This window comes from Succinivibrio dextrinosolvens DSM 3072 (genome assembly GCF_900167015.1).
Lineage (GTDB): Bacteria > Pseudomonadota > Gammaproteobacteria > Enterobacterales > Succinivibrionaceae > Succinivibrio > Succinivibrio dextrinosolvens.
In genome coordinates this window covers 31,596-49,537 of the sequence record NZ_FUXX01000015.1, presented here as the reverse complement: position 1 = coordinate 49,537, position 17,942 = coordinate 31,596, and the positions used below count along the sequence as shown (strand labels likewise).

General features: G+C 39.2%; 18 protein-coding genes. 13 read left to right on the top strand and 5 right to left on the bottom strand.

The genetic code is table 11. The features are described 5' to 3' along the window. The first annotated feature begins 488 nt into the window (after positions 1-488). The 3 genes from udk to B5D46_RS05685 all read left to right on the top strand — a co-directional run bounded on the left by udk (position 489) and on the right by B5D46_RS05685 (position 3,027). Positions 489-1,109: a uridine kinase gene (udk, locus tag B5D46_RS05695; protein WP_078928632.1), complete on the top strand. Its 621-nt coding sequence runs from the start codon at positions 489-491 to the stop codon at positions 1,107-1,109. Between the two features lie 31 nt (positions 1,110-1,140). Next, the gene (locus B5D46_RS05690; RefSeq protein WP_078928631.1) at positions 1,141-2,343 is read left to right on the top strand and encodes a NupC/NupG family nucleoside CNT transporter; all 1,203 of its coding nucleotides are present in this window, start codon (positions 1,141-1,143) and stop codon (positions 2,341-2,343) included. Positions 2,344-2,457: 114 nt separating this feature from the next. Continuing rightward, positions 2,458-3,027 (top strand): manganese efflux pump MntP, encoded by a 570-nt coding sequence (locus tag B5D46_RS05685; protein ID WP_078928630.1) that lies wholly within the window; start codon positions 2,458-2,460, stop codon positions 3,025-3,027. Between the two features lie 97 nt (positions 3,028-3,124). On the opposite strand, the gene B5D46_RS05680 is transcribed toward B5D46_RS05685, so the two are convergent. After that, positions 3,125-5,581, bottom strand: a complete 2,457-nt coding sequence (locus B5D46_RS05680) for an inorganic phosphate transporter (protein WP_234973824.1) — start codon at positions 5,579-5,581, stop codon at positions 3,125-3,127. Positions 5,582-5,859: 278 nt separating this feature from the next. Here B5D46_RS05680 and B5D46_RS05675 point away from each other — a divergent pair, with 278 nt between their 5' ends. Beyond that, on the top strand, positions 5,860-6,513 hold the full coding sequence (locus B5D46_RS05675) for a GntR family transcriptional regulator (RefSeq protein ID WP_031491146.1): 654 nt from the start codon (positions 5,860-5,862) through the stop codon (positions 6,511-6,513). A gap of 217 nt (positions 6,514-6,730) precedes the next feature. After that, a complete protein-coding gene (gene corA, locus B5D46_RS05670) occupies positions 6,731-7,684 on the top strand; it encodes a magnesium/cobalt transporter CorA (protein WP_031491145.1) in 954 nt (317 codons plus the stop codon). Between the two features lie 89 nt (positions 7,685-7,773). Here corA and B5D46_RS05665 read toward each other — a convergent pair whose 3' ends face one another. After that, entirely contained in the window at positions 7,774-8,304 is a 531-nt protein-coding gene (locus tag B5D46_RS05665) for an NUDIX domain-containing protein (protein WP_078928629.1), read from the bottom strand. Between the two features lie 68 nt (positions 8,305-8,372). Here B5D46_RS05665 and B5D46_RS05660 point away from each other — a divergent pair, with 68 nt between their 5' ends. From B5D46_RS05660 to asnS, 5 genes are all read left to right on the top strand, one after another. Beyond that, positions 8,373-8,582 carry a SlyX family protein gene (locus B5D46_RS05660; RefSeq protein ID WP_031492877.1) on the top strand — a complete coding sequence of 70 codons (210 nt, stop codon included), beginning with the start codon at positions 8,373-8,375 and terminating at the stop codon, positions 8,580-8,582. Between the two features lie 15 nt (positions 8,583-8,597). Then, the gene (locus tag B5D46_RS05655; protein ID WP_078928628.1) at positions 8,598-9,239 is read left to right on the top strand and encodes a hypothetical protein; all 642 of its coding nucleotides are present in this window, start codon (positions 8,598-8,600) and stop codon (positions 9,237-9,239) included. Positions 9,240-9,468: 229 nt separating this feature from the next. Continuing rightward, on the top strand, positions 9,469-9,942 hold the full coding sequence (locus tag B5D46_RS05650; protein ID WP_143675607.1) for a hypothetical protein: 474 nt from the start codon (positions 9,469-9,471) through the stop codon (positions 9,940-9,942). Further along, the gene (locus B5D46_RS05645; RefSeq protein ID WP_078928626.1) at positions 9,926-10,459 is read left to right on the top strand and encodes a hypothetical protein; all 534 of its coding nucleotides are present in this window, start codon (positions 9,926-9,928) and stop codon (positions 10,457-10,459) included. Before B5D46_RS05650 ends, B5D46_RS05645 begins: the two co-directional genes overlap by 17 nt. A 19-nt stretch (positions 10,460-10,478) precedes the next feature. Then, complete coding sequence (asnS, locus tag B5D46_RS05640) at positions 10,479-11,879, top strand: asparagine--tRNA ligase (protein ID WP_078928625.1); 1,401 nt, start codon at positions 10,479-10,481, stop codon at positions 11,877-11,879. A 133-nt stretch (positions 11,880-12,012) separates the two neighbouring features. Here the strand turns inward: asnS and B5D46_RS05635 are convergent, their stop codons facing one another. The 3 genes from B5D46_RS05635 to B5D46_RS05625 all read right to left on the bottom strand — a co-directional run bounded on the left by B5D46_RS05635 (position 12,013) and on the right by B5D46_RS05625 (position 15,126). Further along, a complete protein-coding gene (locus tag B5D46_RS05635; RefSeq protein ID WP_078928624.1) occupies positions 12,013-13,263 on the bottom strand; it encodes an ISL3 family transposase in 1,251 nt (416 codons plus the stop codon). A 169-nt stretch (positions 13,264-13,432) separates the two neighbouring features. Then, the gene (locus B5D46_RS05630) at positions 13,433-14,614 is read right to left on the bottom strand and encodes an AAA family ATPase (protein WP_078928623.1); all 1,182 of its coding nucleotides are present in this window, start codon (positions 14,612-14,614) and stop codon (positions 13,433-13,435) included. Positions 14,615-14,697: 83 nt separating this feature from the next. Further along, positions 14,698-15,126: an EamA family transporter gene (locus B5D46_RS05625; protein ID WP_078928622.1), complete on the bottom strand. Its 429-nt coding sequence runs from the start codon at positions 15,124-15,126 to the stop codon at positions 14,698-14,700. 369 nt (positions 15,127-15,495) lie between these two features. On the opposite strand from B5D46_RS05625, the gene B5D46_RS05620 reads away from it, so the two are divergent. The 3 genes from B5D46_RS05620 to B5D46_RS12130 all read left to right on the top strand — a co-directional run bounded on the left by B5D46_RS05620 (position 15,496) and on the right by B5D46_RS12130 (position 17,851). Next, positions 15,496-16,998, top strand: a complete 1,503-nt coding sequence (locus B5D46_RS05620) for an anthranilate synthase component 1 (RefSeq protein WP_078928621.1) — start codon at positions 15,496-15,498, stop codon at positions 16,996-16,998. A 4-nt stretch (positions 16,999-17,002) separates the two neighbouring features. Beyond that, positions 17,003-17,590 (top strand): aminodeoxychorismate/anthranilate synthase component II, encoded by a 588-nt coding sequence (locus tag B5D46_RS05615; RefSeq protein WP_078928620.1) that lies wholly within the window; start codon positions 17,003-17,005, stop codon positions 17,588-17,590. A 117-nt stretch (positions 17,591-17,707) separates the two neighbouring features. Beyond that, entirely contained in the window at positions 17,708-17,851 is a 144-nt protein-coding gene (locus B5D46_RS12130; protein WP_159443027.1) for a hypothetical protein, read from the top strand. Positions 17,852-17,942 lie beyond the last annotated feature (91 nt).

The following is a 17,942-nucleotide window of genomic DNA, read 5'->3' as shown; positions in this document are numbered from 1 at the left end:
AGATATCAAGTTTATCAACAATTGTACTTACGAGTCTGACGGGATCTGAAGGGGAGATAAAATCACCAATACAAGGAGGAAGTAAGGCTAAATCATCTTGAATATAGGGTTTGAAAAGATCTTCTTTATCCATAACGATATTACCAATAATATAACTCTTTATATTATTAAGTATAGTATATTAACTTTGTATATCAAGGAAATAGATAAAGTTTTAATATAAAAATATTATCAATAATGTTAATAAAACCACAAAATTTAGGTAAAAATAGAGGGCGACCTTTTTAGTCACCCTCTTTGTTCTTTCTGAGTTTCATATTCCAGATTTCTTCAACAAAAAAAGGCTATAAATGTGACTCAAATCATGTATAATAGCCACCGTTTGTGTACAGATCTTTTAAAACGTACTGAAATACCTAATAACTTTATAAAAAACACAATTTACGTTAGATTGCCAGATCTATAGATAAGTTGAAGAGAGTAAGATAGTGAAAACAGTATTTATTGGAATTGCAGGCGGTACCGGTTCAGGTAAGTCAACCTTTACGAAAAGACTTAAAGAATATTTCGGCGACAACCTGACAGTCATCTACCATGATAACTACTACAGAAGACGTGATGATATTGACTTTGAACACAGAAAACTAATCAACTATGATCACCCTGATTCACTAGAAACCTCCCTTCTGATTGAACATATCAAACAGCTAAAAAACGGACACGAAGTTGAAGGTCCTCTATACGATTTCACACAGCACAACAGATCAGATAAAACCGTTCTCATCAAACCATGTAAAGTCATCATCGTTGAAGGCATTCTTGTTCTTCACGAAACTCAGCTAAGTGAGCTTTTTGACTACAAGATCTACCTTGACGCTGACGCTGATGAAAGAATTCTAAGACGCGCAGCAAGAGATATCAAAATGAGAGGAAGAGAGCTTCCTGATATCATCGCTCAGTACCTGTCCACTGTTAAACCAATGCACAACCTGTTTGTTGAACCAACAAAATCAGTTGCAGATATTATTATCAACAGTGCACTGAACGAGGCTGCTTTTGACATCGTCAAAACTAAAATCGAAAGCATTATAGTTTCAAATCAAGATTAAATTTTACTTCACCGAAATTAAAGGTATACATATGTCTGCAATACTTAACCTTATAGGCATGACTCTTATCCTGGGAGTTATGTTCCTATTTTCTAACGGCAAAAAGCATATCAAATGGAAGATGATCATAAAGGCACTGATTGCCCAGTTCGTCCTTTGCCTTATCTTTATCAAGCTTCCTACAGGTATCTGGGTTATTGAGAAGATTTCAGATGCATTTCTTCTTGTACTTGGATATGGAAGAAACGGTCTTGCTTTCGTATTCGGACCTTTAATCGATATTGAAAAGTCTGGTTTCATCTTCCTCTTCCAGGTTCTGACCAACCTTATTTTCTTCGGTGCTCTTGTAAACGTTCTTTCTTATCTTGGAATTCTTGGCTTCGTTATTAAAGTAATCGGATCTGCTGTAGGTAAGCTAATCGGTACCACCCGTGTTGAAAGCTTCATCTCAGTTGCCAATATGTTCCTTGGTCAGACCGAATCACCACTTCTGATTTCCAAGTACCTGAGCAACATGACCAAGAGTGAAATCTTCGTTGTAGTAGTTGCCGGTATGGGAAGTATGTCTGTATCCATTCTTGGCGGATACAACGCATTAGGTATTCCAATGCAGTTCCTAATCCTTGCATGTACTCTGATTCCTTTTGGTTCAATCATCATGTCAAAAATCCTTTATCCAGAACAGGAAGAGGTTGCAATTACATCAAAGCTTGAGATTGACAGAAAGCAGGCTGGATGTAATGTAATTGATGCTCTGGGAAATGGAGCAATGGATGGTATTAAGATTGTTTCTGCTATTGCTGCATCTCTAGTTGCAATTGTGGCAATGGTTGCACTGGTTAATGGCATCCTGTCACCTACCGGTCTTACCATCGAGAAAATCTTTGGATGGATCTTCTACCCTGTTTCATACTTCATGGGCTTAAGTGGAGAGTATACTGATTTTGGTGCACAGCTTTTAGGCTCAAAGCTTGTTTTAAACGAGTTTGTAGCATTCTCCGAATTAGCTCCAGCATTACAGAGCATGGACTACAGAACACAGGCTGTTCTATGTATTGCAATCTCAGGCTTCTCAAACATTGGAAGTATGGCTGTATGCGTTGCATCTATCGGTTCATTATTCCCTCCAAAAAAGCAGGTTCTAGCTCAGATTATTGTAAGAGCTTTATTAGGTGCATTTGCCCTGAATCTGTTTAACGCATTCATGGTAGGCTTAGTTCTTTCATTCGGTTAATTACAGTCTACTTTAGATAAAAGCTAATATTCACCTTAAGTGAATATTAGCTTTTTTATTGTTTGAAGCTCTCCCTTAAGATCTTTTATAATTGCCTAAAAAAAAGGTAATTTCATGACAACTTTAGAAATATTTATTACCGCTGTTGCACTTTCTATTGATGCATCAGTCTGTTCTGTAATCTATGGTAAGAAACAGATCTCTTCAGAATCAAGATTGCGTCATGCTTTAAGTATGGCCTTTACCTTCGGATTCTTTCAGTTTTTGATGCCTATGATTGGATTTAAATGCGGAGAATCAATCATTGGCCTAATCGACGAATACGATCACTGGCTGGCATTTATTCTTTTAGCCTGCGTAAGTTTTAATATGATAAAGGAAGCTATTCAGGGAGAATCTCAGGAAGCACGCCACATCAACTTTTTTATTCTTCTAAGCCTTGGAATTGCAACTTCAATTGATGCCCTTGCAGTTGGATTTTCACTGGGACTTACCTCAAATCCAAGAATTCTCTACTCATCCTTAGTAATTGGCCTCGTCTGCTTTACCATATCTTTCGTAAGCTTTATGGCTGGACAGCAGCTTTCAAAATTCAGAAAACTCGACAGAGTATTAAATCTTTTGGGTGCGATTACCCTGTTTTTAATTGGTGTTAATATTCTTCATGAACACGGAGTTTTTTAGAACCAAAAGATAAGACAGAAAATAGAAGTATTCAGTTACAAAAAAAGGCTCAGAGGTAAAACCAATGAGCCTTAATTGTATTTGGTTATAGAACAGTCTAGCTGTTCTTTTCCTGCTCCATAGCTGCAGGTGATTTTGGAAGAATAATCATCTCGCCGTCATCCTCATATGCTGGAGCAACAATCTCAGCATCCACCTTGTCTGAAGATGAGATACTGATATCCTCACGATCCTCACGGAAGGCGGTTGCCAGTGATGAACTCTGAACCTGACTGTCAGCTTCATCAAAATGAGACTTGCCAAGAACAATCTCAGCCAGAGCTCGTTCCTGCATACTTACAGCAACATAACGGTTTGCTAAATCACGCATACATTGCAGGAATGTCAGATACATTTCAGAGGAATGCATTGAAACATGTTCTCTACCAATGATTGATACAAGCTCCATCTGACACTTATCAATATCACGGTTAAGTTTCTTGGCGTGCTTAACTACAGACTCTACATTGGCAGCAGACTGCTTTTCTTCAATCGCACGCAGATCTTCAACCAGCCTATCAATTCTCTTAACAAGGTCAAACAGGCTTTCCTTCATGGCACCACCGAAGATTGTATGACGGTTGGCAACATGGTTTACAGCCTGATCAAGTGCATAATGAACAGACTTTGAAGCCTCTCTTAGATTTGAGAATACCAGGTAGAAGAAGAACTTTGCATCATTGGTGCTGGTAGTTGACTGATTCTTTATAGGATAGAGCTTCTGCTCAGAACCTACAGCCAGTGAGTAGTATGCACTTCTTTCAATAGAAATAGCATCGGCGATATTTGAGGCTTTGTTTCTTACCTTGCGAAGACCAAACTCGTTATCCTCAAAGAAAGCATCCAAAGCAGTCTTGATACAGGTTATTTCCTTCTCGTAGTAGCTAGGAACAGTTGAAGCTACACTGTTTAGAATCTCTCTGTCGCTCTTGGCAGATAGAATTGAGCTTACTGCTGCAGTCTGAGTCTTTCTGATGAAATTAGTGTAGATAATCAGAGCAAATACACAAGGGATCAGGAATAAAGCAGCATAGAAACCAAGATTACATAGAATAAAGTTGATAAATGCAGCAAAGCTGAATGCAGAGATACCGGTTAAGAACCAGCCTGCAATTACAGTAACTACACCTGAAATTCTGTAAACAGCACTTTCTCTATCCCAGGCACCATCAGCAAAGGATGAGCCCATAGCAACCATGAAACATACATAGGTTGTTGATAAAGGTAATTTCAGAGAGGTGGCAACAGAAATTAAGGTTGCAGCCACCACAAGATTTACAGAGGCTCTTACATAGTCAAAAGGAAGTCTTTCCTGACCTTTTACAACTGCAGGCTGTCTGTATCTGTGACGAATGAATCTTGCTGAGTTGTTTGGAACTGTCTTATAAACAGCGCGTGAAACCCCCAGGCCCATTCTGGTAATGATTCGTCCTAGGGTTGAAGCACCGAACTGCTCACGTGAACCAGAGGTTGATGATGACAGATTGATTGAGGTCTGAACTACCTGTCTAGCCTTCTTACTAACCCACAGGGTTATGCACATTACAGAGCCTGCAAGGAACAGCCAGATGGTACTTGTAACATTGTTCTCATTTAAATGATTCATCAGGAACATTGGGTTGCCAAAGGCATTTTCAGACCAGAACTCGAAGCTGTCTAAAGCAGCCAGAGGAACACCCACGAAGTTTACAAGGTCGTTTCCTGCAAATGAGAATGCAAGAGCAAAGGTTCCGGCAAGAATAATAAGTCTGAACACATTGCCCTTTAAAAGGATTATCAGCTGACCTAATATGGTGAAGCCGATAAAGATACACCACATGATGGTATTGAAGTGGGTATCAATAAAATCAAGATACTCAGGTTTCATAAAGGATGCGCCCTTGGCACCCTTGATAACCAGGAAGTATGAAATAGCTGTCAGAGAAAGACCGCAGAATACACCGCCAAGATAATTTACGGTTCTGTCAAATCTGAATGTAAAGAGCAGTCTGCAGATAAACTGAACAATCATACCGGTTATAAATGCCAGTACAACAGAGAGCAGAATCGCAGAGACGATAGTTGCGGTTCTATCCAGCTTGATATAGCTGAAAATATCTGAAAGCGGAAGGTCTGTACCGTACACCTTATAGAAAGATGCAAATGTTGCTGCACCTAAAAGCTCAAAGACGATTGATACGGTGGTAGAGGTAGGAAGACCAAAGGAATTGAAAAGGTTTAAAAGTAGAACATCAGAAATCATTACTGCTGCAAAAATCAGCATTATTTCCTCAAAGGAGAACAGCTCCGGGAACAGCATTCCCTTTCTGGCCACTTCCATCATTCCTGATGAAAAGGTTGCTCCGCAAAGAACGCCCACTGATGCAACCAGCATAATAACAAATAAAGGAGCGATTCTTGTGCCAACTGCTGAATTAAGGAAGTTGGCCGCGTCATTACTTACACCTACAAAAAGATCCAAGGTGGCAAGAAGCATTAGCATTACTACTAATATAAAGACAATTGCTTCAAACATATTTTTCCTAATTGTGCTCTAACATTTTTTTTGAATTTTAGCATAAGTTACCTCGGTTTTGGGTAGCCTTGCTGTTCAATGTATTAGACAACTTTCATACACTGAAAAATTAAGAAATTTCAAAGCAAAAAATTAAAATTATTAACATTTCGCTAATTGTGACAAATATCTCGTTATTTTGGTTCAAAGCACCATTTTTTTTAGATAATTTGAGATTTTGAGATTGCAGATTATATAATGAAAAAAAAATTTTTAACGTCAAATAAACGTAAAAAAATATGGAACACGACTTACAAAAAGACATTATCTACACCCGAATCAAAGAAATGATAGTCAACGGCACTTTTGCCATGGGTGAAAAAATCTCTGAAAGAACTCTTGAGCAGTCTCTAAAGGCAAACAAGGCCCCTATCAGAGATGCCTTAAAAAGACTTCAGGCCGAAGGTCTGGTCGTGCGTAAGCCAAAAAGCGGAACCTATGTATTCTCTTTATCTCAGAAAGAGCTTCTGAATCTATTAAATTTCCGTTTTGTCATCGAATCTCAGGGAATGATCCTCTCCTTTGGACAGAATCAGGAAAAACTCATTGAGAGAACAGAAAACATTATTATGAAGATGAAATCTGCCCTGGCCCTGAATCAGGGGGATGTCTATCTTCAGCAGGACTCTCTGTTCCACGAGACTCTGGTTTCTCTGTGTGAGAACAACTACTTTATTACCTCTTTTGAAAGAATCTCTGCAATCATGGATACTGCAAGAAACTTTCTGGGCAACAATCTGGAGCATATGCAGAAATCAATTGTTGAACATCAGAATATTGCAAATGCTATTCGTGAAAAGAACATCGGTCGTGTTGTAGAACTTCTGCGCGAACATATTCTTCCGGAGTTTGGTGCTTACTGGAAAAACTTCAATCTCTCAGATGCAGACTGATTATTTCTAAAGTCTGGATCCTTAGTCTTTAAAAGCCTGTCATCATTCCACACAAAGAAATTTCAAATATTATGTTTTTTTGTGTGGCAAAATTTTTTCTTTTGTGAAAAAATACACACGGAAAACAATTGGTAGCTTTGGGCTGAAAGAAACAGCCTTATGCCATGCTGCTAGTGCGAATAACCAAACAGCATCTGCTGTTTTTCGGAGAATCCAGATGATCTCAGCATGCCTTTTAAATGAAGAAGACGATACCCTAGCTATTGTCCCAATTAAAACAACCGAGCCTCTGCCTTCAGATGTTATCTGGCTGGATGTTAACCAGCCTGATGAGGAAGAGCGTAGCTGGCTTGAAGCCTTACTCGTGGAAGATGTCCCTGAAGAGGACGAGATGGATGACATTGAGTCATCATCACGTTTCCGTGTCGGTCCTGACGGTGTACATATTCTTTCCTTATTCCCACAGAGAATTTCTAACGAAACTCATGGTGTGAACATGTCTTTCACAATGAGAAAGAATCTTCTGATCTCTTTCCGTGAAGATGATATTTCCATTGTCAGACTACTTCGCTACTACATAAGACATAATAAGGTTGATATACGTTCTGCTTTAGATATCCTGGTTAAACTTCAGGAGCTTAAGGTAGATCAGTTATCTGATTTGATCGAGGATGCATACAGCACTCTGGAAGAAACTTCTGATCAGATAACTGATGAACTCCACGTGGATGAAACCCTGGAGGAGCTTGTAAATCAGGAGGAGTTGAACTCCCAGATTCTGCAGGCGCTTCACGATACCAGAAGAGCTCTAAGATTCATCAGAAAGACCTTCGGAAGTTCACTTGAAGATCGACAGATTAGAATTCTTGATGAGGTTTTAACCGATATTGAGTCTATTTTGCCTCACACCTCATTTATTTCTAACAAGATTAACTTCCAGCTGGAAGCTTCCATGGGCTATACCAATCAGAAACAGAACAGCATCATCAAGATCTTCTCAGTGGCGGCTGTAGTTTTCATGCCTCCTACCTGGATTGCATCTGTGTACGGAATGAACTTCAAGTTCATGCCTGAGCTTGAATGGTACTGGGGTTACCCACTATCTATCGGTCTTATGATCATGTCTGCTGCTATAACCTATTTCTTCTTCAGAAAGAAAGGATGGCTGTAGCTTTTACGTACTTTTAATAATATAGCTACGAAAAAGGCTGGGATAAAATCTCAGCCTTTTTACATATCCGATAAAAGAATTTTTAGATTCTACTTAATAATTCCCTGCTCTTTTGCCCTTTTTACAATCTCCTTAAAGGCAACAACAGAATCATAGGCAGTTGAGTCAGCAAGTCTTAGAACATCTTCTTCAGACAGATACAGAATTCCTGAAACCTCACTCTTCTGTCTTACAGTGATACTGTCAGTAATTGCAAGATAAAGATAACCGTAGAAATAGCGCATACCGCTTTTAGAGATAATCTTTTGAGGACCGAAACTGTGGAATTCACAGGATGGTAAATCCGCATCCACACCAATCTCTTCTAAAAGTTCTCTTTTAGCACTTAGAATTTCATCCTCACCATGCTGCATGACACCACCTACAACAGCATCAAAGGTACCAGGAGAATAATCCTTGCAGAGAGTTCTGATTTCAATCAGGAACTTGCCACTGTGATCCATTACCGCAATATAGGAGGCTCTGTGTGGCAGCTGATCTTTTCTCATTTCCTTACGGGTAACAGTTTTAATGATGTTATTGTCCTCATCAACAATATCTACTAATTCAGTTGCTGACATTTTTATTCTCCAAAAAATTGTTAAAAAGATTATAATTTCAAAAATCAAAAAAGTGACGGATTTTTTTTATGGTAAGAGAAAACAGAAACGACATTATTTCACTTGAGGAAAAGATTGCCTGGCTTGAGGATATCATCGAAAGACAGTCAAAAGAACTAAGTGATTTATATGACAAGATGGATAAACTAGAGCGACAGTTTAAGGTTCTTTATTCTAAGGTTGGAGATCCTTATGCGACCCGTTCTCAAAAGGATGAAGTTCCGCCACCTCATTATTAGTCTCAAGGTATTGATATGAAAAAACTAGTAATTCTTCTGCAGCTTTTTGCTGTGATGTTCGTAACCGCATGCTCTAACGGTGAGCATGTTGCTGATTTAAAATCCCCTATTGAAGTTGTTTCAGATGGTACTGGTCCAAAGGTATGCATTGCAGATGTTACCGACAACCGTCTGTTTGTAGGCAATGAGAATCAGCCAAATCTGCCATCAGGTGAGATTTTAAGTCCTGATTACAAATCACGTGCCTATGCAAGATTAAAGAACAGCTTTGGTTCTCAGACTGGAGCAATGCTGCTGCCACGTGACAAGACCGTAACCATGGTTGTAAGAGAGGTTTTAGAGAGAGCTTTAAGCGATGATGGCTATACCGTTGTACACGACAGCGCTGCTGAGGATACCGACACCATCATTATGGCGGTAAGCATCAAACAGTTCTGGACCTGGGCCGGACTTCAGAAAATCAACGATAACATCAACAGCGATATCGAGCTTGATGTATATACCCAGAATCAGGGAAATCAGAAACACTTTAATCTTAAGAACAGACAGACCAGAAAAGTGCTGACTGATACCAGAACTCTTTACAAGACAACAACTGAACAGTCTTTGGCAAACATCTACAATCTTGCTTTAGAAAAGTTCAGAAACCTTCAGTAATCATCTTTTCAATTAAGCCTCGGGCTCTAATTACCTGAGGCTTTTAATTACCTTCTTCAATTCTCTACTCTGCTGAGTGCTCTAAAAACAGTCTTTTTTCTTCATCCTCTTAATAATTAAACGAAAATTTGTAACTTTTTTTATCATATCCAGCCTCAATAAAATTGAAAAAATCCCATCTCAAAGCGTATAATGTTCAATCAGTTTTTGTTTATTTTGATTATTGATTATGAAAAAAATGCTTATCGCAGTTGCAGGTTCACTTGCCCTGCTTGCAGCTGGCTGTACATCACTTCCAGAGGGCGCTCGTAAGATGACTCTGAATATCAACTCAGTTGAGTTTCAGAATAAAAACAATGTTGAAGGCTTTTTAGTTGATTACACTGTTCATCACTCATCTGCCGAACCAATGCCAATTGACAAGGTAAAAATCAATATCAAACTAAATGGCAGAGAAGCTGCTAATTATGTAAATGACAATGAGTTCCTCATTCAGCATCTTGAGGATAAGCAGTTTCAGACCTTTGTTCCAGCAAACAAGACCTATGCTGTTGCAAAGAAGAGTCTGATTTCAAATCCAATGCTTCAGCTGCAGGTTGATGCAACTGTTGAAATTATCGTTGATGAGAACAGCAAGCATGCTGAGTCAGCTTTCAACGTCAAGAAAAACTATAAAGGTATAATCCATGGCACAGCTAACTAACGCAGACTACAGAAAGAATTCTTTCGAACCAAGAATTGCTGTTGTACAGTTAATCTTCGGTATCATCTATGGATTCGTAACCGGTATCGGTATCATTCTTGCTTTCAGAGTGCTGGAGGCTACAGGTCAGCAGCCTTGGCTTCAGTATTTCTTTGTTGTGCTGTTTGGTATTCTTGCCGGCAAGAGCTTCTATATCTATGCAAAAACACGTATTGCACAGAATACAGGTATACAGGTGGTAGCAAAGGTTGACAATATTGTTCCTACACACGGTATCACCATCGTTGAAGGTATGCTGATTATGCCAGATGAGACCACTCTTCCAATCGAGAGCCGCTTTGCAGGTGAAACTGTTGCTCACGAACTGAAGAGATTCCTGGATGAGAACAAAACCAAGAAGCTTCCTGCTTTACTGGTTAACAAGGATACCAAACATCCAAGAGGTCAGTTCCTGGTTAAGACACGTGCAGGACACTTAGATCCTGAATACATGAATTCATTAAAAACAAGTAAATAATAATTAGGATTTTCATATTATGAGTCTTTTAAGTACAAAAGAAATCCTTGCAGGAAAAGTTGCTATCGGAGAAAAAGTAACTCTTGCAGGCTGGATTCGTACCCGTCGTGATTCAAAGGCAGGTTTTTCATTCCTTGCTGTTAACGATGGTTCTGGTTTTGATAACGTTCAGGTTATTGCTCAGAATACTTTAGATAATTATGAGTCAGATATTTTAAGACTGACCACCGGCTGTGCCGTTGTTGTTGAAGGTACCTTAAAGGCTTCTGAAGGTAAAGGTCAGGCTTACGAGGTATTAGCCGACAAGATTATCGTAACAGGTTTCGTTGAAGATCCTGATACCTATCCTATGTCAGCAAAGCGTCACACTGTAGAGTACCTGCGTGAGTATGCTCACCTGCGTCCTCGTACAAATCTGATGGGTGCTGTAATGCGTATCCGCAACACCGTTGCCTATGCAATTCACAGCTACTTCCAGCAGAACGGTTTCATGTGGGTAGCAACACCTCTTATCACTGCATCAGACTGTGAAGGTGCTGGTGAGATGTTCACTGTTACCAACTTCGATTTAAACAACGTTCCAAAGAACGACAAGGGCGAGGCTGACTTCTCAAAGGACTTCTTTGGCAAGCACGCTTACATGACTGTATCAGGTCAGCTGAATGTTGAGACCTATGCAAGTGCCTTCTCAAAGGTATACACCTTCGGTCCTACCTTCAGAGCTGAAAACTCAAACACCACCCGTCACTTAGCTGAGTTCTGGATGGTTGAGCCAGAGATGGCATTTACAGATTTAAATGGCTGTGCAAAGACCGCAGAAGGCCTTCTAAAGCATGTATTCAAGACAGTTCTAGAGCTTCGTTCAGATGACATGAACTTTATCGCTCAGCGTGTTGATAAGGATGCAATTACCCGTCTTGAGAACTTCGTAAAATCAGACTTTGCTCAGGTTGATTACACTGACGCAATCGAGATTCTAAAGAAGGCTACCAAGAAGTTTGAGTACCCTGTTGAGTGGGGTATCGATCTTCAGTCAGAGCACGAGAGATACCTTGCTGAAGAGCACTTCAAGGCTCCTGTAGTTGTTAAGAACTATCCAAAGGATATCAAGGCTTTCTACATGAAGCAGAATGACGACGGCAAGACTGTTGCAGCTATGGACGTTTTAGCTCCAGGTATCGGTGAGATCATCGGTGGTTCTCAGCGTGAGGACAATCTTGAGAAGCTGGACAGACGTATGGATGAGCTTGGTCTAAACAAGAAAGACTACTGGTGGTACAGAGATCTGCGCCGCTACGGTTCAGCTCCACACTCAGGCTTCGGCTTAGGCTTCGAGCGTCTGATTGTGTACATCACTGGTGTTGGTAACGTACGTGACGTAATTCCTTTCCCACGTACTCCACGTTCAGCTGAGTTCTAATTCAATCATCAGATTGAATCAAGATTCGGGGGAGCTTTGCTCCCCCTTTAATTTCTTAGTAAATTTAATGGTTCATCCGTGAATCTGTGGAAAGCCCTGATTTGAATATAATAAAATTCATCAGGGCTTTCTTCTATCCAATCGTCGCGATTGGAGTAAACTTTCCTCTGAATGCACTTCTTATTCTTAAAAAGAAATAATCTAAATCTCTGTACCCATAGGCTACACGCTTTAGAACCTTTATCTTATTGTTTATACCTTCCAGTACACTTGTCCTAATATGGTAGATACCCGCATTGGTAATGCCATCTCTGTAGTGGTCATTCTGACTCTTAGCAAATTTCATAATCTCGTCAACACCAGAGGACATTGCCAGCCTTACCCATTCAGTCCATAATCGTTCTGCTTCATCCTTAGAGTTAGCTTCATATACTTCTGGTAACAGTTCCTTTAGTTCATTTGCCTTGTTCAGTTCACTGTAATAGCTGAGGATAGAATCAAGTCTTAGTTTCTTTTCTTCAGATAATCGAGAATTACGTGTAAGCAGAAGGAATCTTGAACCTTTAAGCAGCTGATATCCTGCCTCATCGCCATGGTCTCTGTAGTAGTTGGCAAGTCTTATTCTTATGGCACTGATGACAAGTCTGCCGAAGTTGTAGACCATATGGAACAAGTCATATACAACAAGAGCCTTAGAGCAGTATCTGCTTACAAGCGATGCAAAGCCAGCGTTCTGGTCCATAGCTACAGCCTTTATCTGCTGGCAGCCTATCTTTCCACACAGTTCAAAGAATCGGCTGACATCTGTATTTGATTTGCCTTCACAGACCCAGATAACACGTTTGGTTACTATGTCTGCGACAACCGTACCGTACTTGTGTCCTTTCTTGATTGAAAACTCGTCAATGGCTAAAAACTCAGAACTTCCCAGAGAGAATGAAATGGTACTCTGTAGATATCTCTTATGAATATTCTTGCATACATCCCAAGACAATCCTGTTCTCCTGGAGGTATCCTTGATTGAGCCAGCCATCTCTAAATCCTCTATGACAGATTCTTCTGCTCTTTTGGTTACTCTAAATGAATCGGAAAGGAACGGTATGTCTTCTGTAGCGTATTTACACTCACAGTAATTGCATTTGATTGTACGGTAGGTGATCACAAGAGTAACGAAGCAGCCTAGCAGCTTTTCTTCTTTGATGACTCTCTGTCTATATTCATGGACAACCACGTTATGGCTCCCACAGTGTGGACATACTGGAGGTTCTTTAGGTTCCAGCTGGATGGTAATATCCCTGTCAGACACTTCAGAAAAAGAAATATTTGTAATCATGAAGCCAGGAAAGAAGTTTTTAGATAAAAAATCAGATACAATACAAGACATGGGCGTTTCCTTCTTAAGTGTTGTTGTGCTTTTTTATCTTAAGAGAAAACGCCCTTTTTTGTTTAATTTATTTGATAATATTCACTAGAAGTTTTTCATAAGCCACAGTTTTACTGAAGAACCAATTTAATTCTGATAAAGCAAATAATCAAAAAAACATATCTGCTAATTAACTCCAGTTCTTCATGATGTTATTAAATTCCTTTCTTATTTCATTATTCGGAATATGGACTACTAATAATGATTTGTCATTATCAAAAGCCCTAATCTTAGAATCAGGATTTATGGCCAGATAACCTAAATGAATCAGAAGTGTAAAAACATCATCCCTATTGTTAAAGGTTGTCATATCATTTTGAAATGTTTCTGAATTTACTAATATTTCATTACCCGCAATAAGAGAAACTATACCGTCACGCAAACCTTCCACGTTCAGATCCATATATCGGCTTAGGCTCTCAAAGGTTTCAGTCTGAGACCAGTAACTTAAAAACTTCTTTCTTAAAAGAGACTCGACTACGGAATTAGGATTGTAAAGGTGCAGATCGTTATCAAAAATATAACCGTCATACCATTTTTTCATTGAAGAAAAGTCTGCTTTGAATTGACTGCATAACTCCTTAACATCCTCCTCTGTAAATCCAACAAAAGGAGCATATTCACCAGGCTCTGTCATAGAGAATTCTCTAAACATATTAAGAGCACTGTGAGTTCCGTATTTCTTGATAGGAAGAATACCTGTCATATAGGCAAGAGATACATAGGAGCGGTCTTTAAATAAAGCTCGTAAATAATCAAGATATAGCTTTATTCCGTCTGCATCAGTCTGCTTTTCTCTCATGATGCAGTCCCATTCATCTATGATGAAGACAAAACCGTTACTTTTACCAAGTTTTTCTGTTTCCTTGCTATATATATCAGATAAGATCTGATTAAGCTTTCTTTCCTCAGAAATATCCTGTTCAGGGTAAAGAGTCTTTAATTCATTTTTTATTTCAGACTCCAGATTAGACAGCATCTTAGAAACATCTTTATCAGCATTGGTCAAAAACTGCTGCATATCAATAAAGATAGTATTGTATTTGTTTAGATGTTTTTTATAGGAATCAGATTTTGAAATTCTCAGATTATCAAACAGAAAAGAACTGTCCACACCTTTGGAGTAATAAGCACTAAGCATCTCAGCAGTAAAAGATTTACCAAAACGTCTAGGTCGACTGATACATATATATCGTTGTCTTGTATTTAGAAATCTATTCAGTAATGAAATGATTTCACTTTTATCAATATAGATTTCAGAATTCAACGAGAATTCGAAGGCTCTAAATCCTGTATTCAAATATGAGCCCATGCTTTACTCCTCAGCTAGTCTGAGTATTTTAGCAGACTTTGTGACTTATTCCTGTTAAGAAAACAGAGAATTAGATAACCATTCTACTTATTGATTATCCACAGCCCCAGCAGACAGACGGCAACACCTACTATCTTATTCCAGCTTATTGGCTCCTTATATAAAAGAAAACCAACTACAATCAGCAGAATCGATAAGAACGCGCTCGTAACAATATAAGCAGAACTTATAGGCCAGCCTGACTTATAGGTATAGATAAATCCAGCCTCAAGACCTAAAAGACACAGGCCGAAAACAAAAGGTACCCAGTTGGCTTTAGCATACTCAAGCAATAAACCTGACTTCTCATCTTTGGTCAGAAAATACATAATCAGAGCAGCCAGAGCTGCAACAACATAAGTTATTGTCAGAGCAGCAAAAGGATTTAATGCAGAAGGAAAAGACTTAGCGCAGATGTTATAAAAGAGGTTGGACAAAACAATCAGTGCAATCGGCCAGATATAAGCAACCATAGAAAACTCCTTAGTAAGAAAAATCGGCCTGAATCCGCACCAGGTACCAAACGCGTAAGAGAAATTCTAGCACTATACAGGAAGTAGCACTGTTCTCTTATTCAAAGTTCAGGATTCTTTCCTTTATGGTGCAATTTAATTTATTTTACACAAAACACTATTTTTTCTAATAGATTAGGATATGATAAAGAAAAGTTACAAGATATCTGAGGATTTTATGATGATTAGAAGTTTCAACGGTTCATGGTGGTGCCCTGCTTAAATGCGGGTAGAACTGTTGTGCTTATAGAGGACCCGCGTAATAGCGGGTTTTTTCGTATATAAGGGTCATAAATTTCAGAGCGAATTTTCAAAATATAAGGTGTGAAAATGAAGTCGATAGCGTTTGATACAAAATATCTTAAGGAAGCTCACCTGTTTTATAAGGAATACTGTCACAGGGACAACACCATTCTTTATGAAAGTGCTGAGATTATTGATAAAAGCGGAGTACAGTCTCTGATTGGTGTTTCAGCTGCGCTTAAGATTACCTGTGAGGATCTCAAGGTCAAGGCTCAGGCCTTAAACAGGAATGGCAAGGCTCTTTTAAAGCTAATTGCAAATGAGCTTAATCTTACCGCTTCAGAGGATTCTTTAACAGTTGCCTACTCAAGACCAGATCACGAGATGGACGAGGAGAGCCGTTTAAAAGCACCAAATCCCTTCGAAGTCTTAAGAAAGACAATTGTAAGTATCAAAGGCTGCAAGAATATCTTTATAGGCGGTCTGATTTCCTTTGACTATATCAACAACTTTGAATACATAGGTGATCTTAAGAAAGGAGAAAATCCTTGCCCAGATTACGGATTCTACGTATTTGATATCGCTATCAGATCAAATCACCAAAAGCAGCAGACTCAGATTGATGCCTATGTATTTGATGAGGATTCATACAAGGAAATCGCTTTTGAGACACTTGATCTGAGAGATAAAATCGACGACTTCAATCAGGAAGATGCTCTGGTAATCAAAAAAGTAACACCTAAGATTGAACCTGATCTTGATGATGAGAAATTCGGTGAGATTGTTGCCAAGGTAAAACAGCATATTATCGATGGTGATGCCTTCCAGGTGGTTCCATCCAGAACATTTAAACACAGATGTAACGATCCTCTACTTGCCTACTCTTATTTAAAGAAACTCAACCCATCCCCTTACATGTACTACATCAAAGATCCTGAATACATAATCTTCGGAGCAAGTCCTGAGTATGCCGTAAGATTTGAGGCTGAACAAAGACGAGTTTCAATAAGTCCTATCGCAGGAACCCGCGCTCGCGGTCTTAACGAAGACGGTACTATCAACAAGGAACTGGACAGCCGTATTGAACTTGAGCTTAGAACCGATACCAAAGAGGTTGCAGAGCATCTGATGCTGGTTGATTTAGCACGAAACGATCTTGCTAGAATCAGCAAATGCGGCTCACGTTATGTTGATAACATGCTGCATATTGATAAATATCAGTCTGTAATGCACCTTGTTTCAGATGTTCATGCGGTGTTAAGAGACGATCTAGATGCTCTTCACGCCTACTGTGCCTGTATGAATATGGGAACACTTTCTGGTGCACCTAAAATCAAGGCACATGAGCTTATCTATAAATACGAGGGAAAGAAACGAGGTTCATACGGCGGTGTTATAGGTATTCTCTCAGAGGATGGCTCTATGGATACCTGTATTGCAATCAGAAGTGCCTTTGTTAAGGGGAATACCGCATATGTACAGGCCGGCTGCGGTGTAGTATTCGATTCAGACATCAAAGCAGAATGCCAGGAAACAGTAAACAAGGCTAAATCAGTTTTATGTGCCTTAGCTCTTGCTGATAAGGAGTAGCATCATGGCAAACATTATATTCATCGATAATTTTGATTCCTTTTCATACAACCTAGTAGATGAGCTAAAGGTTCTTGGTAACAATGTCATGGTATTCCGTAATGATGTAAGTGTTGCAACCATTATGGAACAGGCAAAGAAACAGAGCGAGACCGGCAAGGTCATCATTATGCTTTCCCCTGGTCCTTCAGCACCAAAGGATGCAAATAATCTTCTGCCTATTATTAAAGAAAGTCTGGGTAAATACCCTATGCTTGGAATCTGTCTTGGTCATCAGGCACTAGGAGAGGTTCTTGGCGGAAAGGTTGTTAAGGCACCTGTGATTGTACATGGCAAGAGCTCAATGATGCAGCATACTGATAAGCTGTGCTTTAAAGATCTACCAAATCCACTGAAAATTGCAAGATACCACTCTTTAGTGGTTGAGGATTTGCCTACTGATGTTGAGATACTCGCTCAATATGACGGCATGTGCATGTCACTGTACTCAGAGAAGTACAACGTGCTTGGATTCCAGTTCCATCCTGAATCCATCATGACAACCTTTGGAAGAAATCTTCTGAGGAATGCGATTTCAACGCTAACAGAGTAAATTATCACAAAACACCAGTTGCTACAGTTTCTCTGTGGTGCTGGTGGTTTCCTTTATTTCTTTCTCTCTCTTTCTCTTTATAATAATAAAAGAATAAACAAATAAGGTATCCTCCCAATGTCCAATAAAGAAAAATATGAAACCTCTCTAAGCCTTAATAAAGCGTATGGCTTATTAACTGAAATGTGTCATAAAGGAATGCTGACAGTTAAAAAAGCAGGAAACAAAACTCGGTATTTTCCATCGCTCGTTGAAGAATAAACAATCTTACCTACATAATTGACAAACACAGTACAACAAGACTGAACATATATAGTAGAATGTAAGGTAAGCATATAGAATCTCAAAGAGA

Coding starts and splice junctions, on each gene's coding strand:
- B5D46_RS05675 (WP_031491146.1), top strand. CDS start 5,860: ATGGAACACGACTTACAAAAAGACATTATCTACACCCGAATCAAAGAA.
- B5D46_RS05690 (WP_078928631.1), top strand. CDS start 1,141: ATGTCTGCAATACTTAACCTTATAGGCATGACTCTTATCCTGGGAGTT.
- B5D46_RS05660 (WP_031492877.1), top strand. CDS start 8,373: ATGGTAAGAGAAAACAGAAACGACATTATTTCACTTGAGGAAAAGATT.
- asnS (WP_078928625.1), top strand. CDS start 10,479: ATGAGTCTTTTAAGTACAAAAGAAATCCTTGCAGGAAAAGTTGCTATC.
- B5D46_RS05635 (WP_078928624.1), bottom strand. CDS start 13,263: ATGTCTTGTATTGTATCTGATTTTTTATCTAAAAACTTCTTTCCTGGC.
- corA (WP_031491145.1), top strand. CDS start 6,731: ATGATCTCAGCATGCCTTTTAAATGAAGAAGACGATACCCTAGCTATT.
- B5D46_RS05665 (WP_078928629.1), bottom strand. CDS start 8,304: ATGTCAGCAACTGAATTAGTAGATATTGTTGATGAGGACAATAACATC.
- B5D46_RS05645 (WP_078928626.1), top strand. CDS start 9,926: ATGGCACAGCTAACTAACGCAGACTACAGAAAGAATTCTTTCGAACCA.
- B5D46_RS05685 (WP_078928630.1), top strand. CDS start 2,458: ATGACAACTTTAGAAATATTTATTACCGCTGTTGCACTTTCTATTGAT.
- B5D46_RS05655 (WP_078928628.1), top strand. CDS start 8,598: ATGAAAAAACTAGTAATTCTTCTGCAGCTTTTTGCTGTGATGTTCGTA.
- B5D46_RS05620 (WP_078928621.1), top strand. CDS start 15,496: ATGAAGTCGATAGCGTTTGATACAAAATATCTTAAGGAAGCTCACCTG.
- B5D46_RS12130 (WP_159443027.1), top strand. CDS start 17,708: ATGTCCAATAAAGAAAAATATGAAACCTCTCTAAGCCTTAATAAAGCG.
- B5D46_RS05650 (WP_143675607.1), top strand. CDS start 9,469: ATGAAAAAAATGCTTATCGCAGTTGCAGGTTCACTTGCCCTGCTTGCA.
- B5D46_RS05630 (WP_078928623.1), bottom strand. CDS start 14,614: ATGGGCTCATATTTGAATACAGGATTTAGAGCCTTCGAATTCTCGTTG.
- B5D46_RS05625 (WP_078928622.1), bottom strand. CDS start 15,126: ATGGTTGCTTATATCTGGCCGATTGCACTGATTGTTTTGTCCAACCTC.
- B5D46_RS05680 (WP_234973824.1), bottom strand. CDS start 5,581: ATGTTTGAAGCAATTGTCTTTATATTAGTAGTAATGCTAATGCTTCTT.
- B5D46_RS05615 (WP_078928620.1), top strand. CDS start 17,003: ATGGCAAACATTATATTCATCGATAATTTTGATTCCTTTTCATACAAC.